This is a genomic window from Pseudomonas sp. IT-P12, assembly GCF_949767465.1.
Taxonomy (GTDB): Bacteria; Pseudomonadota; Gammaproteobacteria; order Pseudomonadales; family Pseudomonadaceae; genus Aquipseudomonas.
The window spans coordinates 396,743-414,301 of record NZ_CATKPY010000021.1 but is presented as its reverse complement, the minus strand read 5'-3'; the positions used below and the strand labels follow the sequence as shown (position 1 = coordinate 414,301).

Sequence of the window (17,559 nt, the reverse complement as noted above, 5' to 3'; positions counted from 1 at the left end):
TAGGAGAGCAGGATGAAATTCAGTGAACAATGGCTGCGCGGCTGGGTCAGCCCGCAGGTAAGTCGCGACGAGCTGGTTGCTCGTCTGTCGATGGCCGGTCTTGAGGTCGATAGCGTTACGCCGGCCGCCGGTGAATTCAGTGGCGTGGTAGTGGGCGAGGTGCTGAGCACCGAGCAACACCCGGACGCGGACAAGTTGCGTGTGTGCCAGGTCAGCAATGGCTCGGAAACCTTCCAGGTCGTATGCGGTGCGCCGAACGTGCGTCCGGGCCTGAAGATCCCGTTCGCCATGATCGGTGCCGAACTGCCAGGTGACTTCAAGATCAAGAAAGCCAAGCTGCGGGGCGTCGAGTCCAACGGCATGCTGTGTTCCCAGGCCGAGCTGCAGGTCGGTGAGGGCAACGATGGCCTGATGGAACTGCCGGTCGACGCACCGGTGGGCCAGGACATTCGTGAATACCTGAACCTGGACGACGCCAGCATCGAGGTCGACCTGACCCCGAACCGCGGCGACTGCCTGTCCCTGGCGGGTCTGGCCCGTGAAGTCGGCGCGCTGTATGCCGCCAAGGTCACCCGTCCGGTCGTTGCCAGCGTGCCTGCCGCACACGACGAAGTGCGTCCGGTTGACGTGCTCGCACCCGCTGCGTGCCCGCGTTACCTGGGGCGTGTGATCCGCAATGTCGACCTGTCCAGGCCTACGCCGCTGTGGATGGTGGAGCGTCTGCGTCGCGCCGACGTGCGCAGCATCGACGCTGCCGTCGACATCACCAACTACGTGATGATCGAACTGGGACAACCCCTGCACGCGTTCGATCTTGCCGAAATCAACGGCGGCATCCGCGTTCGTATGGCCGAAGAAGGCGAGAAGCTGGTACTGCTCGACGGCCAGGAAGTCAGCCTGCGTAGCGATACGCTGGTGATTGCCGACCACACCCGGGCCTTGGCCATCGCCGGCGTCATGGGCGGCGAGCACAGCGGCGTCAACACCGCGACCACCCGCGACATTTTCCTCGAAAGCGCATTTTTCGATCAGATTGCCGTTGCCGGCAAGGCCCGCTCCTATGGCCTGCACACCGATGCCTCGCACCGTTACGAGCGCGGCGTGGACTGGAAGCTGGCCCGTGAAGCCATGGAGCGCGCCACGGGTCTGCTGCTGGACATCACTGGCGGCGAAGCGGGTCCGATCATCGAAACCGTCAGCGAGCAGCACCTGCCGTCGATCGCGCCGGTGACCCTGCGCGCTCAACGCATCAGCCAGATGCTGGGCATGGAAATGGACTCGGCCGAGGTCGAGAGCCTGCTCAGCGGCCTGGGCCTGACCATCACCGCCGAAGGGGCAGGGCAGTGGCGCGTGGAAGTGCCGAGCCATCGCTTCGACATCAGCCTTGAGGTTGACCTGATCGAAGAGCTGGCGCGCCTGTACGGCTATAACCGTCTGCCGGTGCGTTACCCGCAAGCCCGTCTGGCGCCGCAAGCCAAGGCCGAAGCGCGTAGCGACCTGCCTGAGCTGCGTCGCCTGCTGGTGGCCCGTGGTTATCAGGAGGCGATCACCTACAGCTTCATCGATCCGAAACAATTCGAGTTGTTTAATCCGGGTGTCGAGCCGCTGTTGCTGGCCAACCCGATTTCCAACGACATGGCGGCGATGCGTTCGTCCCTGTGGCCGGGTCTGGTCAAGGCGCTTCAGCACAACCTGAACCGTCAACAGGACCGTGTCCGTCTGTTCGAAAGTGGCCTGCGTTTTGTCGGGCAACTGGACGGTCTGAAACAAGAGCCGATGCTGGCGGGTGTGGTTTGCGGTAGCCGTTTGCCGGAAGGCTGGGCACAAGGTCGCGATGTCGTGGATTTCTTCGACGTCAAAGCCGATGTGGAAGCCGTGCTGGGTTTCGCCGGGGCACTGGATTCGTTCGCTTTCGTGCCGGGCAAGCACCCTGCATTGCACCCAGGCCAGACCGCACGCATTGAGCGTGAGGGTCGTCTGGTCGGTTTTGTCGGCGCGATTCACCCTGAATTGTCCAAGGCCCTGGGCCTTGATCGTCCGGTCTTCGTCTTTGAACTGGTGCTGGCAGAAGTGGCGCTGGGGAAAATGCCGAAATTCCAGGAGTTATCGCGCTTTCCTGAAGTGCGTCGTGACCTGGCACTGCTCGCTGATGTCGGCGTTGCGGCCAATGCCGTGCTCGACGTAATCCGTGAAAATGCAGGTGAATGGCTGACAGACCTCAGGCTATTTGACGTGTATCAGGGTAAAGGTATTGATCCGCATAGAAAAAGCCTTGCAGTTGGCTTGACCTGGCAGCATCCATCGCGCACTCTTAATGACGATGAGGTGAATACCACGACGCAAAACATCCTCACCTCGCTCGAACAAAGGTTGAACGCCACGTTAAGGAAGTGACGTATGGGGGCTTTGACGAAAGCTGAGATGGCGGAACGTCTGTATGAAGAGCTGGGCCTGAACAAGCGGGAAGCCAAGGAATTGGTCGAACTGTTTTTCGAGGAAATCAGGCACGCTCTTGAAGACAACGAGCAGGTCAAATTGTCCGGTTTCGGCAATTTCGACCTTCGGGACAAACGCCAGCGGCCTGGCCGCAATCCGAAAACGGGTGAAGAAATCCCGATCACGGCTCGCCGTGTGGTCACCTTTCGTCCAGGGCAGAAGTTGAAGGCCCGAGTTGAGGCTTATGCTGGAACCAAGTCATAACGACGAGCTACCCGTCATCCCAGGCAAACGCTACTTCACCATTGGTGAAGTCAGCGAGCTGTGTGCGGTAAAACCGCACGTGCTGCGCTATTGGGAGCAGGAGTTTCCTCAACTCAACCCCGTCAAGCGACGCGGAAACCGCCGGTATTATCAGCGACAGGACGTGCTGATGATCCGGCAGATCCGCGCGCTTCTCTATGATCAGGGTTTCACCATCGGCGGTGCGCGCTTGCGTTTGTCCGGTGATGAGGCCAAAGATGACACCACCCAGTACAAACAGATGATTCGGCAGATGATTGCCGAGCTGGAAGATGTGCTGGTTGTCCTCAAGAAATAAAATCATTCGTTTGAATACTTCCAGTTTTCAACCGCTTGCGATATATTCTTGAGCGTTCTTCGAGGTGAAGAACAAGTTTCACGCCTAGTCGGGGCGTAGCGCAGTCCGGTAGCGCACTAGCATGGGGTGCTAGGGGTCGAGTGTTCGAATCACTCCGTCCCGACCATTATTCCTGAGTAAAATCAGACACTTAAGCCGATCAATCTGATCGGCTTTTTTGTGCCTGCGCAAAACTGGCGCAAAACTATCCGGTGATTTCGCTGGTATTCAGGTCTGGAATTGCCTCGGGGACATGACGAATCCTCGCCCGCCGTACACCGGCAGGCTCTTGTGTGGGGTAAGGGTTAGGTGAGTGCTGCGGGAATGCTGACGGCGGCACCGAACTTGGCGAAGACCACCGCGCGGAACACGGCCATGGCCCGGGTGTCGCCGGGCTGGTGCTGGAACGGGTCACAGGTGGCGTCGGCCAACCAGGGGTCGACATGACCGCGCTCGACCCAGATGCCGTATTTCTCGATCAACTGATCGGCGTCGGCCTGGGCGAAGAGCTGCAGTTGCCCGGCGGCGGGCTGTTGATCGCCTTCGATTGATGCGACAGCCCAGTCCAGCGCCGGGCCGGCCAGTACCTTGGTGGGGACGCTGACCATGCGGTCCATAACCGCTTCCCCCTGTAGCAGTACACGTAGGCGAACCAAGCGAGGGCGATCATGGGGGCACCCGCCGCACCCACACGCAGATCGGGCCATCATCGGCATCATAGATCGAGAAGATGAACCAGGCATCGCCACCGGGCGGGGTCGGTTCCCATGCCGTGCAGTCTGGAATCCCATCGTGAAACCAAGTTGCTTGGAGCTCTTCAGGGGGCGTCGTATTCAAAGTTGGTTTCGCGAACCTCTAAACCTCGCTCGGTGAACCACGAATACGGGATCAGCTCGTCGTCATTGGAGGGCCATTGAGGGTGGGTCCAAAAGCCAAACTCATCGCGCTCAATCGGTAATGGCTGGATCAAAACAGCTTCTACGGGCATGACTTCGTCCTTGCCGCTATAGCGGCTGACTTTGAAGGGGGAGGGAGTACTGGATCGCAGCAGCTTCGAGCGCTTCGTCGATCTCGGGATATTCGGGGCGCGCAGGCGGATAGGCCGGAGCGGTCATCGCCTGATCAATGGCAGCGCGAAGGTTCTCGCTGTAGTTCTCGCCGATGACGCGCTCGAATGGCTGATCCCTCCAATGGCCGACGACCTCGATGTTGATGCTGCTGTCGCCGGCATCGCCGTTGGGGCTGCTGTCGAAGCGGGCGCGCGTACTTTGCGTACTGCTCGCCCGCCGAGCGAGAGGAAGGTACCGCTGACTGGCTTTACTGAGTAAGCGTTGTCGAGGCTACGAAGCCATCGCCAGGGAGACAACGACTATTTAATTACACCTGATTCAACAAGCTTGGAGGCAATCACCTTTGCTCCGTCTGTTGTCAGGTGGCCATAGTCCCAGCTAGTAAGCTTGGCAGGATCACCGTCGACATGCGTCATGCACCCTTCCGCGTTGCAAAGCAAGTCGTACAAGGGCACAAGATTGGCTTCTGACTTCGAGATAAATTCTCTGAAATAAACGTCTACCTTTTTGGTCTCAGGATTAAGTCCTTCTTTCAGCCTGTTAGGTATTCTGTGAAGCGGGTAATCATTTTTCCAGCTGTTGTATACGATCTTGGGTAGTGTGTCTGTCCACTCTGGGGACGGGCCTAATACAATTATATCTTGAATACCTGCGCGTTTTATCTCGCTGAGGGTATGAAGAAGTTTACTCCGCTTGGCTGACCCTTTGTCCCAGTCTGTTCCATACCTTCCCCAGGCGCCAAACAAGATGACCGTCTGCGGTTTGATTTTTTCGATAGAGGCCAATATGTAGGCGTTACTTTGAGCGCAAACGGAATCACCAAAGTCTAAGATTGGTGGGCATGAACTGCGTGTTACTTGAAGAATTTTAGTGTTGCTGCCGATAACCGCATTTAGCCCAGGATAGAACCTTGCAGCGTGAGAATCACCCCATACCAATACCCCGGAACCTGGTGTGTTGCCGCTTGAAATAAAGCATTTTCCGGCAAAACCGTCATAAGGATCAGCCGCGCCAAGCCAGCAATCCGAGTATCGGGCATCTATCATCATTTCATATTTAAAGTTGGATATTGCGCGTATCTCAGCAGGCTCCCGATAAGAAAATCCATCGGTTTTATATGTTATAAATCCAAGCAGGCCTACTGCAGCCATTGATGTCGAAAGAATGATTATGCCGAGCTTGCCATTGGCTAATAGTCTGACTCTCAATTCGAGTCGGTATGTAATCCACGCGAGACATATGCTTAACAATACTGCTGCAATTCGAAACTCTCTGGAGGGCATCCCGCCTTCAATGATTTTGGCGAATGACAAAATTGGCCAGTGCCAAAGATAAAGCGGAAAGCTTATCAGACCGATCCATACGAAATACTTTCCAGCAAGGATATGCTTGTTAAGCCAGGCATTTGGGCCGGCGGAAATAACCAGAATGGCACCCGCGCAGGGGATGATTGCCTGCCAGCCAGGGAAGCCTTCTTGGGTGATAATGAGAAGGCTGATCGCGAGCAGAGTAGCGCCAATTAGCGACTGCCCATTACGCAGGAGGGATCCGGCTATTGGGGTGCCGGGATGCAAAGCAGTTATTTTAAGTATTGACTTTAGTCGTTCGGAAACCCATCTGCTTTGCTCGCTATGGCGCAAGGCAAGGTAGGCCAATACCGATCCGGACAACAGCTCCCATGCCCGTGTCTGCGGGAAGTAGAAGGTGCTGGATGGGTTACTTTCGATGTTAATTATATTTAGTGCGAACGAGGCTCCGAGTAAAATAACCGTCAGCGTCAGTATATTCAGGCGCATTCGCCATGCAGACCACAGAATGATAGGCCAGACAATATAAAATTGCTCTTCGATACCCAGCGACCACATGTGCAGCAGCGGTTTCAATTCTGCGGCAGTGTCAAAATACCCGCTTTCCTTCCAAAGTACTAAGTTGGATGCGAATGAAGCGCTGCCCGCGATGTGTTTTCCCAGTTGCTTATACTCCCCGGTAGGTAAAGAAAACCAGCCGAAGGCATAGCACGAAATTAGCACCAGTAACAAAGCAGGGAATATGCGTCTGATGCGCCGTGCGTAGAACTCCGTAAATCTAAATTTCTGATGCTCAAGACTTCCGTAGATAATGGTTGAAATCAGATATCCGGAAATTACGAAAAAGACATCAACACCAATAAACCCGCCTGGCACCCACCCCGGAAACGCGTGATAACCCACAACTAACAGAACTGCAACAGCCCGCAGTCCATCAATGTCTGGTCTGTATTTTGGATGAGTGAGGGACTGTTTCGTCAGAGTCAAGCCCTGCTCGGCAAGAGACGTCATTATTCTTGAAACTCCAATGTCTTATCACCCCCAGAAAAAGACGCGCAGTATCGTACACGGCAGATACTTTATAAAGAATTTTCGTGGCTCGCTAATAGCGGGCGTTTTGAGCCTGGAGGACAGTCATGACAGCAACCGAAAAAGACCGCGATATCCTCGCACGCCCGCAGTGGGCTGAGGCCCGGGGCGAGTCCTTGGTTGGCCATCTCGCAGGGGCGAGTGCCCGAATCACTCTGTTTAGACCATGATTCATTAGAAAAATCAAATAGTTAACATGATTGTGTTGGATTTTATACGCCTGCGCAAAAAATGAAATTCGGCCCTTTACGTCTCGTAGTGGCATTTTAATAGTGATAAATTTCCCATCGCTGCAGGATCTGCCTGGTGAGTGCGTGCCTCCGCCAGGTGGTGTACTCGTTCAACGTCACAACAGGGCATCGCCTTGAAGAGGCTTCCCAATGCCAAAGAACCTTCCTGAAGACAGAGCGTCAGCGACGGCTGCCGATATCGAACGGTCCATTCAGGCCCTGAACAAAATGGCTGAACGCCTTTGGGGCAATGGCCGTGAGGCGGAGGCGAAAGCGCTCCTGGATGCTCTGGATGCCTTGAATCGGGCTTTGGATCGAATCAGGATTGGCGAAAGCCGCAGAGTTGTCACCCTCCACTAAGCGCATCTGCTAACGCTTGTTCATGTGCGCATGCACACTGTTTGGATATGGAAGTTCTATGAAAACTGTTAAGTCTGTATGGGTCGCATCGTGTGTTGTTGCCGTGTCGCTTCTGAGTGGCTGTGCCGCGTCAGTGAAAAGCGGCGGTACCGAGACGCTGGTCATTCCGGAAGTGGCCAAGCACAACCTGGTCGTCAACTTTCAGGGCAACGCCAAGGTTCAGCAAAACGAGGATTGGCCACGTTTGAAGCAAGAGTGGAATGACGCGCTGCGTAACGAAGCCATTCGTGCCGGTTTCAGTGTGTCTGACACTCCGGTTTCGACTTCCGCTGACAAGGACGGTGTGGGCGTCCAGATCAATGTGACCAACTTTCGCTACCTTACCCCGGGCGCTCGTTATGGTGCTGGCGTGATGGTCGGTAATGCGTGGGTCAATTCGAGTGCGGATTATTCGGATCTGAAGTCGGGACGTCTGATTGGCACCCGAACCTATGACACTTCATCGTCTGCCTGGGAGGGGGTCATGTCGGCCATGACCAAGGAGCAGGTGGAAGCCATTGCCCAGCAAATCATCAGCGACATCAAGAGCGCCAAGGCGAAGTAACCTGGCTGTTGAACCGCCGGGCGTTTTGCGGCCGGTCAAGGCTGATGCCGGAAGATGATTGCGGCGTCAGCCCCACAGGGCGCATCGAGTTGAACCTGTCATGCCTATGACCCGAGTCGCTTGCGCTGCTGCTTCACCCTGTACATCTCGTGATCAGCCAGCTTGATGACTTCGTTCGCCGTCATGTTTTTCGGCATCACCGCCACGACGCCCACGCTGGCGCCGGGGTAGTGGATATCGTCCAGGCCATGACCCAACTCGTAACGCCCGATGGTCGCTCTGGAAAGGCGATCCTGCAGCAGTTCGGCGGCATGCTGCATGTCTTTGGCCAGGGCCGGGTGTTCGGACGGTGTGCCCAGGGCGATTGCGATGAACTCGTCACCCCCGGTACGTCCGATGATGTCGCTGGTTCTCAGGGCCTGTTGCAGCCGGATGGCGACACCGCGCAGTAACTCGTCGCCCGCAAGGTGGCCGTGGGTATCATTGATGAGCTTGAAGCCATCGAGATCGATGACGCCCATGAGCAGGTACTTGTTTTCCCGTTCCGCGAGGGCGAGCAGGCGTGTGGCATCGCTGAGAATGGCGCGTCGGTTGGACAAACCGGTCAGCGGGTCCGACAGGGCCAGTCTGGTCAACTCGGCGTTGACCACCTGCAGCCTCTCCACCAGCCGTTCACGTTCCAGTGAATAGCCCAGCAGCCCCGACAGCAGCATCAGCAGCGGTTCCGCTTCGGGCGTGCGCGGCACCCGATCCGAGCTGGCGGCACAGACGGTTCCCAGCACCTCTCCATCGTGGGATTTGATGGGCGCGCTCACGTAGGTCTGGATGCCCAGGGTCGCGGCGGCTTCGGAATCGCCCCAGCAGTCGGCAACGTCATCCGAGTACAGACGGTTCTCGTCCAGCGCCCGTTTGCACAGCGTATCCGCCCATGGCACGACGAGGCCTTCCGGGATCACCATGTCACCGACGTTACGTGCGAACTCGACACGCTGGAGGCCTTGATCGGTGTCGATGGTGGTCAGGTAGGTCGATTCCATTCCCGTGACCTGGCTGAGCAGGGCCAGCAACGGTCGCGTCAGTTGCTCCAGGTTATGGGCTTTGGGGATGGTCTCGGAGAGAAGAGAAAGAAGCTGATCCATCTAAGCCTGCCGGTCGCTGAAAAGGTTTATCGATTATCGACGTGTCGGCGGCTAACTTTACAGCCCGGGGAGTGCCCTGGCTAATGGAAGACTGAATGTTGTAGAACACCTCCGGCCTGGAGGGGCCCCTTGTCACCATGACAGGCGTGGGGCGCCTGTCATGGTGCGGCGTTGACTCACTGGGTTTTACGGACTGCGTCGATGATGACCTTGGCCACATCCGCAGGGCGCGACTGTTGCGGCACGTGGCTTGATTCGACCTCGGTGACCTGCGCCTTGATCTTCTTGGCAAATGCGCGTTGCAGGTCGGGTTGGATCATGCGGTCTTCACGTGCCACGACGTACCAGGACGGTTTGCCGTTCCAGGCCGCGACGCTGGTCTTGTCTTCAAACGCGGCGGCGCGGATCGGTCCCTGTGTAGAGGCCATGACGGCGGTCTGTGCGGCGGGCAGATCCTGGGCGAAGCCGGTGGCCATGCCTTTGGGGGTCATGTACAGGAAACCGTTTTTATCGGCGGCGATGTCCTTGGTGCCGACCGGTGCAGGGTATTCCTTGCCCAGGTCCTTGACGGCCTGACCGGCATCGGGGGCAAACGCGGCGACGTACACCAGGCCACGAACTTTCTGGTCAGTACCGGCCTGACTGATTACTGTACCGCCCCAGGAGTGGCCGACGAGCACCACATCGTTGTCCTGGTTGTTCAGTACGCGCTGGGTGGCGGCGACGTCGTCGGCCAGCGAGGTCAACGGGTTTTGCACCACGGTCACCTTGATGCCTTCGGCTTGCAGCAGAGGAACGACCTTGGCCCAGTCGGAGCCGTCGGCGAAAGCGCCGTGTACGATCACCACCGAGGGTTGCGGGGCGGCGTGGCTGGCAGCGGCGAACAGGGAGGTGGTCATGGCGAGTGCGAGGGCGATAGCCTTGGGTTTGAACATGGTGGAATCTCCTGTGGTTGATGGGACCAGTTTCAGGAATTCAGGCAGGGTCCGGTATCGGTCGTTTATCCGAGGCCGGGCAAAAACCGAGTGAATCATGGAGAGCGATATGCGCGAGAGTGATGGCATCGAGCTGGAAAGCGCGATCCTGTGTTTGTCCGTGGTAGGCGACCTGAGCATGGGGCAACCCACGGATCAGTCGCGCCGTGCCGCGCGTCTGGCGCAGATGCTCGCGCAGTCCTGCGACGGCGCCGGCGAGCACACCGAAGTGGCACGGCAGGTGTCCCTGCTGCGCTGGTCGGGCTGCACCGCCAACGCCGAAGGCTTCATGCGCCTGCTGGGCGATGACGTCGGCGGCCGTAACGCCATGCTCACTCACACACTCGGCGCGGCAGGCTTGCGCGCCATGCGTAAATCGGCACCCTTGGCCCAGGTGCATTGCGAGGTGGCGGGTGACATCGCCCAGACACTCGGCCTGAGCGCCCCGGTAGAGCTGGGGCTGCGGCATGTGTTCGAGCAGTTCGACGGTGAAGGCAACCCCGGTGAATTGCGCCATCCCGATGTACCGCAGGTGGTTTACCAAGTGCTGTTGGCCGGTGACCTGGAGATTCTCGCGCGGGTGCATGGGCTGGACGCCGCGCTGGAGTGGATCGCCAGCCAGGCCAATCGTCGTTACCCGGCCGCATTGGCCGCCGAGCTGACCCGCAACGCCGTGGACTGGCTGGACGCGCTGCGCCAGCCGCAGACCGCTGACTCACAATCGCCTGCGCTCAGGGCACAGGTCCCTCTCACCCTGGTCGGAGACGTCATCGACCTCAAGGTTCCCTGGCTGGCGGGTTACTCGCGCCGTTCCGCCGAGCTGGTGCGGGACGCCGCCAGGCTCTGGGGGCTGGCGGAGCCGGCCGTCGAGCAATTGGGTAAGGCGGCGTTGATTCATGGGGTCGGCCGTGCGGCCGTGCCCAATCGCATCTGGAACATGGCCGGACCGTTGCTGGACGGCGATCTCGAACAGGTCCGGCTGGTGCCTTACTGGACCTCGCGTGCCTGCAACCAGATCGCGGAACTGGCAGCCCCTGGCCGAATCGCCGCCAATGCCTACGAGCGGCTCGATGGCAGCGGCTACTTCAAGGGCCTCGACGGCGATGCCCTGCAACCGGAACATCGCCTGTTGGCGGCGGCACTCGCCTGGCAGGCCTTGCGCTCCGTGCGCCCCTGGCGGCCAGCGTTGAGCGAGGGGGACGCCGAGCGCCTGATCCTCGACGAGGCCGCGCAGGGGCGTTTCGACCCTCGGGCCTGCCAGGCGGTGATTGCCGCCGCACGCGGCGAGCGTGCGGTAGCGCCCTGCAAAACCAACGACAGCCCGCTGAGCGAGCGTGAAACGCAAATCCTGCAGCGCATCAGCATGGGGGGCAGCAACAAGGAGGTGGCACGCCAGCTCGGCATCAGCCCGAGCACGGTGCGCACCCACGTCGAGAGCGTGTTCCGCAAACTGCAATGCACCACCCGTGCCGCGGCGACGCTCAAGGCGCTGACGTTGGGGTTGATCTGAGTTTCACGCAGGGTGTGCGGCGTCGCGCCTCAAGACCTGATGAAAATTTCCGCCGCATTACTTCCCAGGCCTTCCGCCCCCACGAAGAACCGATTGACCCGCTTGTCATACACAATCGGGTTCACCAGGGTTGAAATGCCCAGGTCCGGCAAGTCCTCGACGATGGTTCGCTGAAATTCGGCGAACAAGTCGAAGCGTTTGCCCACGTCGGTTTCCACAGCCGCCGCTTCCAGCAACTGGTCGACTTTCGGATTGCTGTAATGCGCACCGTTGGAGAAGGGCACGCCCGGCTGGAAGTTCTTCGACCAGTACAGCCGCTGCACACCCACGGTCGGGTCGAACAGGTTGCTCATGCCATTGAGGGTGAAGTCGAAGTCGCGGTCGGTGTAGACCCGTTTGACATAGGTGGCGAAGTCCTGGGAGCGCAGGGTGACCTGGATGCCGATTTTCGCCAGGGCCTGCTTGATGTAGTCGGCGGTGCGGCGGTAGGTTTCCGGGCCAGGCAGCGGGTCCAGGGTCAGCTTGAAACGCACGCCCTTGGCATCCCTGGGCAGTCCGGCGTCGTCGAGCAACTGGTTGGCCCTGGCCACGTCAAAAGCGTAGCGGGGCAGGTCCGGCGCATAAAAATGCTTCATGTCCGGGCTGATCGGTCCGTACAACGGCTGACCGTAGCCGAGGAAGATGGTCTTGCGGATGAACTCGAGATTGATGGCATGGGCGATGGCGCTGCGCACGGCGTGCCGTTGCAGGTACGGGTTATCGAAGTTGAACTCGACGCGGGTAATGCCGTTGATGTAAGGCTCGCCGCGGTCCTCGATGCTCAGTCGCGGGTTGCCCTTGATGCGGTCGATGTCGCTCAGCGGCACACCGCCGGTGGAAATGTCGATTTCCCCGGCTTCCAGCGCTGCCACTGTGGCGGCCGAATCGGCGATGAAGCGCACGATGACCCGATCCAGATACGGTTTGCCTGCATCCCAGTAGTGTGGGTTGCGTTCAAGGATCACATGGCTGCCGCGCACCCACTCCTTGAACACGAACGGCCCGGTGCCGATCGGCGCTGTGGCGTTCGGATGAGTTTCCGGACGGGCGTCCTTGTACACGTGCCTGGCGACGATGGGCGATTCGCAGGCAGCCAGGGCGGTCAGCAGATACGGTGCAGGTTTGCTCAGTTTGAGCTGCACCAGGTGCGGGTTGATCGCGGTGACGCTGGCGACGTTGGCGAATGTCGCCCGGCCCCGTGGGTTGGAGGCCTTGAGGGTTTGCAGCGAGAACACCACGTCATCGGCGGTGAAGTCCTGGCCGTCGTGCCACTTCACGCCCTGGCGCAGGCTGAAGGTGTATTCCAGTCCATCGTCGCTGACGGTCCAGGCGGTGGCCAGTTGTGGCAGCGGCTTGAGATCGAGGTCGTAGGTCAGCAAACCCTCGGTGATCTTGCCGGTGATGTACACCGCCGCGCCGGCGGTGTGGGTCAGGTTGACCAGAATCGGCGGTTCGATAGCGATGTGCATCTTCAACGTGCCGCCACGCACCGGGGTGTCTTCGGCGAAGGAAAAGCGCGGTGTCAGTTGCAGCAGTGTGGTGGTGGCGCTGGCGTAGGCCAGCAACTGGCGTCGGGTCAGGCTCATGGCGGTATCCGGTGGGGCACGGGTTCGCGCGGCGAACCCGTGCCAGGTGAAAGAAAATCAGCGCGGGGTACGACCTTCAACGGGATGACCCGGGTCGGTGAAGCCTGGTGTCGAGGTGTGACCAGGGCTGACCAGTTGATTGACGAACGCTTCGTCTTCGGCGCTGATCTTCACCTGCAAGGCTCGCTGGTATTGGTCCCACTGTGCTTCGGTGCGTGGCCCGGCGATGGCCGAGGTGACCTGGCGGTTGTTGAGCACCCAGGCCAGGGCAAAGTCCGCCGGGGTCACGTCGCGGCCGCTCAGGTGTTCCTGGATGCGTTGGGCCACGTTCAAAGACTCCGGACGCCATTCGGTTTCCAGCACGCGTTTATCATTGCGACCGACCCGGGAGTCAGCGTCCGGCTGTACGTCCGGACGATATTTGCCGGTCAGCACGCCACGAGCCAGCGGGCTGTAGGTGACCACGCCGAGGCCGAAGTGGTGGGCCGCCGGAATCTGCTCGGCTTCGGCGCTGCGATTGACGATGTTGTACAGCGGCTGGCTGGCCACCGGGCGGTCGATGCCCAGTTCGTCCGCCAGTTGCGCCACCTCGGCAATCCGCCAGCCGCGGAAGTTGGAGACCCCGAAGTGGCGCAATTTGCCTTGCCTGATCAGGTCTGCGATGGCACGCACGCCTTCACCCAAAGGAGCGTCGAAGGTGGCGTGGTGGAAGTACAGAATGTCGATGTAGTCGGTGCCCAGGCGCCGCAGGCTGTCTTCCACCGACTGAATGATCCACTTGCGTGATTGCCCGCCGACATTGGGCCGCCCGGCCCGGGAATAGCCGAACTTGGTGGCCAGCACCCAATGCTGCCGTGTGTCATGGATGGCCCGACCTACCACGCTTTCCGATTGGCCGTCATGGTAGACGTCGGCGGTGTCGATGAAGTTGATGCCTTGCTCATGCGCCTTGGCGATGATGCGATGGGACGTCGCTTCATCGGTGGGACCGCCGAACATCATGCTGCCCAATGTCAGCGGTGAAACCTTGATGGCGCTGCGGCCGAGGTAGCGATATTCCATGGAAGAACTCCGGGGTTAATGACGGCCGTTGGCCTGGTGGGGATTGAAAGCGTCGGTCAGGCCGTCGCCGATCAGGTTGAAGGCAAGTACCGTGAGGAAGATCGCCAGACCGGGAATGGCGGTCAGGTACCAGGCGCTGCGGATCTGTTCACGACCGCTGCCGATCATGCTGCCCCAGCTCACCTGGTTCGGATCGCCGAGGCCCATGAACGACAGCGCCGACTCCATCAACACCGCCGAAGCGACCATGATCGAGGTGGTGACAATCAGCGTCGGCAGGATGTTCGGCAGCACTTCGAGGACAATGATCCGCAGTTGGCTGTAGCCGACGCTGCGGGCGGCGAGGATGTATTCGCGCTCGCGGATCGAGCGCACTTCGGCGCGCACCAGGCGTGCGACCGTGGGCCAGGAAATGATGCCGATGGCGAAGATCAGCGTCGGCACCGAGGGCTGGGCAATCGCGACCAGCGCCACCAGCAGGACGAAGCTGGGCATGGTCTGGAAAATCTCGATCAGGCGTTGCAGGGCATAGTCGACACGCCCGCCGAAATAGCCGGCCAGCGCGCCGATGCTCAGGCCCAGCGACACGCCGAACAGGCTGGCGAGCATCCCCACTTGCAGCGATACGCGGCCGCCATGGACGATCCCTGCCAGCACATCGCGGCCCAGGGCATCGGTGCCCAGCGGGTAGTGCCAGTCCTGGCCCGGCCACAGCAGGGCGTCGGCCTCCATCGCCAGCGGATCGCCGGGGAACAGCAGCGGAGCAATCAGCGCCAGCACGCTGACCAGGAGCAAAAACAGCAGCCCGCCGATGGCCGTCGGGTTACCCGCGAAACGTCGCAGCGCCGCGCTGCGTGGCGCGCTCATCGACGGCTCCGGATACGCGGGTCGAGCCAGGTTTGCAGCAGGTCGACCAGGACATTGGTGGCGATCACCAACAGCGACGACACCAGCAATATGCCGAGCAGGACGTTGTAGTCGCGAGCCATCACCGCGTCGTAGGCCAGTCGCCCGAGCCCCGGCAGGCTGAACACGGTTTCGATCACCACGGCGCCGCCGAGCATGCCGCCCAGGTGCAGCCCGGCCATGGTGGTGATCGGCAGCAACGCATTGCGCAGCACATGCTTGAAGGTGATGAGCCAGGGCGACAAGCCCTTGGCGGTGGCGGTGCGCACATAGTCCTGGGCGCCGGCCTCGAGCATGGACGCACGGGTCAGGCGGGCGTATATGGCGATGTAGATCAGCGCCAGTGAGCTGGCCGGCAGTGCCATGTAGCGCAGCGTGTCGACGACGGCGGCCCAGCCGTGCAGGTCAGCGCCAATGGTGCCGGCGCCGCCGGTGGGCAGCCAGCCGAGCTTGACCGAGAACACCACGATCAGCATCAGGCCGATCCAGAAGCCCGGCACCGAATAGAAAAACTGCGAGCACACCGACAGCAACCGATCCGGCCAGCGCCCGTGCCAGTGAGCCATGAGCATGCCGAGGGCGATGCCGATCAGCAGCGAGAACACCAGCGCCAACAGCATCAGGGTCAACGTGGTGCCCAGGCGTTGCGAAATCAGCGACTCGACGGTTGAGCCGTAGCGTGGTGAATAGCCGAGGTTAAGGTGCGCGAGGTTATTCAGGTAGTTCCACAGCTGCACGCCGATCGACTGGTCGAGGCCGAACTGGCTGCGCAAGGCCGCGAGGCTTTCCTGGGTGGCCGAACCGGATTCTCCGGCCATGACATCCGCGGCGTCGCCCGGTGCCAGTTGCAGTAATAGAAAGTTGATCAACAAAATACCGAGCATGGTCGGCAGGGTGTGCAACAACGCGCGCCAGAGTGCGTTGCTGAATATCAGCAAGTTCTTCATTGAATGATTCCATCAAGTGCGCCGCTATTAACGGGTTGCTTATAACCTTTGTCAATGAAGGAAAAAGTTCTATCGTTATGCTTTTGCGTTTATCTAAGCATAGATAAAAACGATATACGTCGGTTAAGTTCAAGCGATTGACGGGTCGCCGGGGGATGATTACTGTCGGCCTCCAGCAACAAATCGAGTTTTTGCTAATTGGGGTATATGTCCAAAAGTTATAGGGTCTGTCCATCGCGGGCAGAGCAACTTTATTCGTTCGTTAGATGAGGCAAGTGTGACGTTCAATCATTCCATTGATGTCAGCTCGAACCGGCCCGGAACTTCATCCCCCGATGTCTTGCGCACTTTGCTGGGGCGTATCCCGGCCCTGGCGGGAGAGATCGCCAAGGAAGCGTCGCAGCGCGATCTGGAGCGCGAGTTGCCGTTCGAAGCCTTCCGCCTGATCCGCGAGGCCGGGCTTGGCGCCCTGAGGATTCCCGTCGAACTGGGTGGGCCCGGCGGTAGCGTGAGCGACTACATCGAGCTGATCGCGAGCCTGGCGGCCGCCGACCCTAACGTCGCCCATGCGCTGCGTTCGCATTTCAACTTCAGCGAAGCGGTGATCCACAGCCCGGACAGCGCCGAGAAGCGTGATTACATCAGCAAGATTCTCGATGGCAAGCTGTTTGCCGGGGCTCACACCGAGGTGGGTGCGCCGTTGGGCACCATTCTCACGCGCTTGACCCGGGTTGGAGACAGTTACCGTTTGAACGGCAGGAAATGGTACGCCACCGGCTCTGCCTACTCCGATTTCCTGTCTTTCTCCGCGACCAACGATGAAGGGCAGGTGGTTTCCGTGCTGCTGCCCGCCGACCGCCGGGGCATCAACGTGCTCGACGACTGGGACGGCATGGGCCAGCGCCTGACCGCCAGTGGCGGGGTGTTGCTGGACAATGTCGAAGTGCTGGCTAGCGAACTGAAGACCCGCAGCCACGACGCTGATGTCGGCCGCCATTGCTCGACGTTGCGCCAGTTGCACCTGGCTGCCTGCGCCGCCGGCGTGGTGCGCAACATCCGCCAGGACGCGGTGAGTTACGTACGCAAACAGGCGCGCGCGGCCATGCACAGCCCGGTGGAGATCGCCCGGGACGATCAGTTCGTGCAACAGGTGGTCGGCGAAATTGCCGCCAACGTCTACGCGGCGGACGCGTTGATCGCCCATACCGCTCGTATTCTGGATGAAAGTTCACGCGCCCTGTTAAGTGCTGATCCGGGGGTGGATCAACAATTGATTGATGCGTCGATCAGTAACGCACAGATGCAAGTGGTGGTCGCCAAACTTGCCCTGCGTTCTGCCGAAGTCCTGTTTGAAGTCGGAGGCGGTTCGGCGACCTCTCGAAAGTACAACTTTGATCGGCATTGGCGAAATATTCGCACGGTATTGAACCACAATCCCTTGTTGCACAAGGCACGGGTTGTCGGTGACTTTTATTTGAATGAAACCACCACACACCTGAGAGAGGGGCTGGTTTTCTAAGTTGTTGTGCATGGACGCTGCAAGTTTGATCTTTCCATCCGCTTCACCCTACTAACGCGCAAGACCCCACCAGGTACCGCATCTCCTAATCCTTGTTAGATGGCCAGGAACGTCCACCACGCCAGCAATAAATTGATTTTT

Annotated in this window: 17 protein-coding genes, 1 tRNA gene and 1 pseudogene; 10 read left to right on the top strand and 9 right to left on the bottom strand. The window is 59.6% G+C overall.

Annotated features, from left to right (window positions below; all coding sequences use genetic code 11):
• Nucleotides 1-12: 12 nt before the first annotated feature.
• From pheT to ACM6IM_RS10870, 4 genes are all read left to right on the top strand, one after another.
• A complete protein-coding gene (gene pheT / locus ACM6IM_RS10885) occupies nucleotides 13-2,394 on the top strand; it encodes a phenylalanine--tRNA ligase subunit beta (protein ID WP_414865129.1) in 2,382 nt (793 codons plus the stop codon).
• A 3-nt stretch (nucleotides 2,395-2,397) separates the two neighbouring features.
• Nucleotides 2,398-2,700 (top strand): integration host factor subunit alpha, encoded by a 303-nt coding sequence (gene ihfA, locus ACM6IM_RS10880; protein ID WP_002553164.1) that lies wholly within the window; start codon nucleotides 2,398-2,400, stop codon nucleotides 2,698-2,700.
• On the top strand, nucleotides 2,681-3,037 hold the full coding sequence (locus tag ACM6IM_RS10875) for a MerR family transcriptional regulator (RefSeq protein WP_003179985.1): 357 nt from the start codon (nucleotides 2,681-2,683) through the stop codon (nucleotides 3,035-3,037). The genes ihfA and ACM6IM_RS10875 overlap by 20 nt, the downstream gene beginning before the upstream one ends.
• A gap of 89 nt (nucleotides 3,038-3,126) precedes the next feature.
• Nucleotides 3,127-3,203 (top strand) — tRNA-Pro (locus ACM6IM_RS10870).
• A gap of 178 nt (nucleotides 3,204-3,381) precedes the next feature.
• Here ACM6IM_RS10870 and ACM6IM_RS10865 read toward each other — a convergent pair.
• A complete protein-coding gene (locus tag ACM6IM_RS10865; RefSeq protein WP_414865128.1) occupies nucleotides 3,382-3,693 on the bottom strand; it encodes a hypothetical protein in 312 nt (103 codons plus the stop codon).
• Nucleotides 3,694-3,893: 200 nt separating this feature from the next.
• Nucleotides 3,894-4,064 carry a hypothetical protein gene (locus tag ACM6IM_RS10860; RefSeq protein ID WP_414865127.1) on the bottom strand — a complete coding sequence of 57 codons (171 nt, stop codon included), beginning with the start codon at nucleotides 4,062-4,064 and terminating at the stop codon, nucleotides 3,894-3,896.
• Between the two features lie 31 nt (nucleotides 4,065-4,095).
• On the opposite strand from ACM6IM_RS10860, the gene ACM6IM_RS10855 reads away from it, so the two are divergent.
• On the top strand, nucleotides 4,096-4,404 hold the full coding sequence (locus tag ACM6IM_RS10855) for a hypothetical protein (protein WP_414865126.1): 309 nt from the start codon (nucleotides 4,096-4,098) through the stop codon (nucleotides 4,402-4,404).
• Between the two features lie 41 nt (nucleotides 4,405-4,445).
• Here the strand turns inward: ACM6IM_RS10855 and ACM6IM_RS10850 are convergent, their stop codons facing one another.
• Nucleotides 4,446-6,464, bottom strand: a complete 2,019-nt coding sequence (locus ACM6IM_RS10850; protein ID WP_414865125.1) for an acyltransferase family protein — start codon at nucleotides 6,462-6,464, stop codon at nucleotides 4,446-4,448.
• 125 nt (nucleotides 6,465-6,589) lie between these two features.
• Here ACM6IM_RS10850 and ACM6IM_RS10845 point away from each other — a divergent pair.
• From ACM6IM_RS10845 to ACM6IM_RS10835, 3 genes and pseudogenes are all read left to right on the top strand, one after another.
• Nucleotides 6,590-6,682, top strand: a pseudogene (locus ACM6IM_RS10845) (cell wall hydrolase); the annotation flags it as partial.
• A gap of 240 nt (nucleotides 6,683-6,922) precedes the next feature.
• Nucleotides 6,923-7,132: a hypothetical protein gene (locus ACM6IM_RS10840; RefSeq protein WP_201189203.1), complete on the top strand. Its 210-nt coding sequence runs from the start codon at nucleotides 6,923-6,925 to the stop codon at nucleotides 7,130-7,132.
• 58 nt (nucleotides 7,133-7,190) lie between these two features.
• The gene (locus ACM6IM_RS10835; RefSeq protein ID WP_414865124.1) at nucleotides 7,191-7,736 is read left to right on the top strand and encodes a hypothetical protein; all 546 of its coding nucleotides are present in this window, start codon (nucleotides 7,191-7,193) and stop codon (nucleotides 7,734-7,736) included.
• Nucleotides 7,737-7,840: 104 nt separating this feature from the next.
• Here the strand turns inward: ACM6IM_RS10835 and ACM6IM_RS10830 are convergent, their stop codons facing one another.
• Nucleotides 7,841-8,875 (bottom strand): diguanylate cyclase, encoded by a 1,035-nt coding sequence (locus ACM6IM_RS10830; RefSeq protein ID WP_414865123.1) that lies wholly within the window; start codon nucleotides 8,873-8,875, stop codon nucleotides 7,841-7,843.
• A 176-nt stretch (nucleotides 8,876-9,051) separates the two neighbouring features.
• On the bottom strand, nucleotides 9,052-9,810 hold the full coding sequence (locus tag ACM6IM_RS10825) for an alpha/beta fold hydrolase (protein WP_192301711.1): 759 nt from the start codon (nucleotides 9,808-9,810) through the stop codon (nucleotides 9,052-9,054).
• A gap of 109 nt (nucleotides 9,811-9,919) precedes the next feature.
• Between ACM6IM_RS10825 and ACM6IM_RS10820 the strand changes: the two genes are divergently transcribed.
• Entirely contained in the window at nucleotides 9,920-11,359 is a 1,440-nt protein-coding gene (locus ACM6IM_RS10820) for an HD domain-containing phosphohydrolase (protein ID WP_414865122.1), read from the top strand.
• Between the two features lie 29 nt (nucleotides 11,360-11,388).
• Here the strand turns inward: ACM6IM_RS10820 and ACM6IM_RS10815 are convergent, their stop codons facing one another.
• The 4 genes from ACM6IM_RS10815 to ACM6IM_RS10800 are packed head-to-tail and all read right to left on the bottom strand — an operon-like array spanning nucleotide 11,389 to nucleotide 15,899.
• Nucleotides 11,389-12,984, bottom strand: coding sequence for an ABC transporter substrate-binding protein (locus ACM6IM_RS10815; protein WP_414865121.1), 1,596 nt, complete (start codon nucleotides 12,982-12,984; stop codon nucleotides 11,389-11,391).
• Nucleotides 12,985-13,041: 57 nt separating this feature from the next.
• Nucleotides 13,042-14,046 (bottom strand): aldo/keto reductase, encoded by a 1,005-nt coding sequence (locus ACM6IM_RS10810; RefSeq protein ID WP_414865120.1) that lies wholly within the window; start codon nucleotides 14,044-14,046, stop codon nucleotides 13,042-13,044.
• 15 nt (nucleotides 14,047-14,061) lie between these two features.
• Complete coding sequence (locus tag ACM6IM_RS10805; protein ID WP_414865119.1) at nucleotides 14,062-14,913, bottom strand: ABC transporter permease; 852 nt, start codon at nucleotides 14,911-14,913, stop codon at nucleotides 14,062-14,064.
• Nucleotides 14,910-15,899 (bottom strand): ABC transporter permease, encoded by a 990-nt coding sequence (locus tag ACM6IM_RS10800; RefSeq protein ID WP_371047710.1) that lies wholly within the window; start codon nucleotides 15,897-15,899, stop codon nucleotides 14,910-14,912. The genes ACM6IM_RS10805 and ACM6IM_RS10800 overlap by 4 nt, the downstream gene beginning before the upstream one ends.
• A 277-nt stretch (nucleotides 15,900-16,176) precedes the next feature.
• Here ACM6IM_RS10800 and ACM6IM_RS10795 point away from each other — a divergent pair, with 277 nt between their 5' ends.
• Complete coding sequence (locus ACM6IM_RS10795; RefSeq protein WP_414865118.1) at nucleotides 16,177-17,418, top strand: acyl-CoA dehydrogenase family protein; 1,242 nt, start codon at nucleotides 16,177-16,179, stop codon at nucleotides 17,416-17,418.
• The last annotated feature ends 141 nt before the right edge of the window (nucleotides 17,419-17,559 follow it).